Annotated in this window: 2 protein-coding genes; both read right to left on the bottom strand. The window is 52.4% G+C overall.

Going from position 1 to position 2,440, the window contains the following annotated elements; all coding sequences use genetic code 11:
• Positions 1–4 precede the first annotated feature (4 nt).
• Positions 5–976, bottom strand: a complete 972-nt coding sequence (locus tag ACTF5G_RS10115) for an ABC transporter substrate-binding protein (RefSeq protein ID WP_438952678.1) — start codon at positions 974–976, stop codon at positions 5–7.
• Between the two features lie 88 nt (positions 977–1,064).
• Positions 1,065–2,315 carry a TonB-dependent receptor plug domain-containing protein gene (locus ACTF5G_RS10120; protein WP_438952679.1) on the bottom strand — a complete coding sequence of 417 codons (1,251 nt, stop codon included), beginning with the start codon at positions 2,313–2,315 and terminating at the stop codon, positions 1,065–1,067.
• Between the last annotated feature and the right edge of the window lie 125 nt (positions 2,316–2,440).

The raw sequence follows: 2,440 nt of genomic DNA on the forward strand, positions 1-2,440 counted from the left end.
TCAGTCATTTTACTGCCTGCTCCTGCTTTTGGATGCTTGTATAAAGCGTACTGTCTGACGGCAGGGATATACCGAGCGATCGCGCTATGGCCGGGTTGGTGGATATACTGAAATAGCGGGGATATTGGGGCTTGCCGAGGGTGCTTTCCGGATTGCGCAACCATTGACTGATGTGTTCACCTGCCTGCCTGCCAATGTCATCAGGCGAAGAAAAAATAGAGGCCAATGCCCCTGCGACGGTATAGGCCTTTGAGAAGCCGATAACCGGGACCTTTTGTTGAAAGCTGAGGTGGAGAATCCACTTGGCGATTGCCCGGTTAAGGACAGCCTGATCCGGCAGGGCAATAAAGAGGTCGGTACCACTGACCACGGGACGCAGCACCGACAAAGGGTTGTCCTCCCGGTCGAGGTAGCCGTGTTTGAGAACCAGGCCACGTTCAGCGGTAAGTGTCTCCAGCTCTGCCTCCAACCCCCTCGAGACGGGACCAAATATGGTGCTGAACCGAGTAGCTTCGGGTTTTAGCAATGATGCAAGTGTGATTACCCGGCTGAGGGGTTGATCCAGAAAAATTGCAGAAGCCTGGCGCGCTGGGGCTTTATCGTGGGTTGACCAGGCAGATTCATAGGCATTTTTTGGGGTGAAAATACTGAGCACAGGTATGTCCCCTCCCCAGTTAACCACCTCGCGAGTTGCATAGCTTCCGATGGCAACAATGAGTTGGTAGTGGGGATCCTGATGCTCTGGCAGCTTGGTTTTATGGAGGTTAATGATACTGAAACCGGGGTTTCCGGGCAGTGTTTTGTTGACCGTGTCCTGGAGTGAGTCGGCGGTTTCAAGGTAATAAGAGGCGTCGCTGGATAACAGTAATAAGATGTCTGCCTGTGTTACCGGGCACATCAAAAGGGAAAGGACAAGGAGTCCAGTAGTGGAGAGGGTTGCAAAGATACCTTGTTTCCTTACCGGTCGCTTCAACATGTCTTCCCTAAGTAACGCTGCTATTGAGCGTAAGACCTTTCATCCCCCAGCCGCTATGATTTTGTCTGGAGCAATAAGGTCAAACACATCAAAAATTCAGCACGAGACGTAAAAAAAGTCTGGTTTCAAAAACATTGTTTTGAGCATGCTCCATATAGTCACCCCCCAGGTTTTGGCCGATAAGTGACAGGTTTCCGGTGCTTGAACCCACAGCAAAATCATAACCCAGATGGGCGTCTACCCGGACAAACTGTTCTACAGGGTTGCCATCACGCCAGTCCGCTGCGGTCATATGGTAGATATTGATGCCTGAGGACCAGCCTGCAGCAAATCGCTGAAACAGCAGCATGCCTGCCGTATGTCGCGGTGCGCGTTCGTCATGATCCTTGATCTGAAAGTAGGGTTCATAACGGGAAATATAAAAGCTGTCCACATCCCGGTAGCTGTAGTGGGCATTGATCAGAGTGTGTTCTGTGGGCAGATAGCGGAGTTGTAGTTCCGCTCCCCGTGTTACCCAGCGACTGTTATTGTCGCGAACTGATATGGTTTCATCCAGACCGAGCGACGGAATACCCAGATCAGCAGGTGCCTGGTAGGTATCGATGCCATCTTTAACGGATTCTCGAAACAGTCTGACATCAAAGGTCAGTCCCTGTGTGGGCAACTGGGCCAGATAGCCCAGTTCAAGGCTTTTCAGTCGCTCTTCCTCGACACTTTCAGCAGATTTACGAATCGCCTGGACCAGTATCTGGTCGGCGAGAACATCCACATTCAGCTCCCGGGCCTCACCCAGAGAGGGGGAGCGCCGACCAATGGCATAACCTATGCGAAGGGTGTGGAGAGGATTGAAGTGGTAATTGGCGGCGATTCTGCCGGATGCAATCGTGTCCACCAGGACGTTGTTTTCGATCATCAGACCGGTATTCATGGTCCAGCGGGAACTGGCCTCCCACTCCATGTGCCCGAAAAGCCGGCGACTGGTCAGCGATTCATCGCCACCATGGCCAAATACTGTCTTGCCACTGATATTGTCGTAGCGCAGGCCTGCCCCCCAGGTGGCTCGCAAATTGGGGGTCAGATGCAGGCGATGTTCCAGTTCCACGTCGTAGCGCTCTGAATCAATGCCCTGAAAGCCGACGATATAGTGTTGATCTTCAATATCCAGGGTCGGGTCAATCATTTGAAAAAAGCCCGGCACCTGTTCCGGAGTAATGGTGAATCCGAGTTCCTCCGACAACAGGTTGGAAACCAGCCCCTGGTTGATGTAGTTCTCACCCTCAATTCGGTTGTGATACAAATGGATTTGCAGCCCGTCGCCGTTGACCAGTCCCGGTTCCACTTCAGGGACTGGTATTGGTTTTTGAACTGGACCCCAGCGTACTCTGCCGGGCGGTCGGCATCACCCCAACCAGAATTGTTGTGTGTGTACCCGGCTTGCAGGTCGAATGTATCTGTAATATTCGG

It is taken from the genome of Porticoccus sp. (assembly GCF_965660005.1).
Classification (GTDB): domain Bacteria; phylum Pseudomonadota; class Gammaproteobacteria; order Pseudomonadales; family Porticoccaceae; genus Porticoccus.

Bases quoted from the DNA above. Each gene is read 5' to 3' on its own strand.
- ACTF5G_RS10115 (WP_438952678.1), bottom strand. From the start codon at position 976: ATGTTGAAGCGACCGGTAAGGAAACAAGGTATCTTTGCAACCCTCTCC.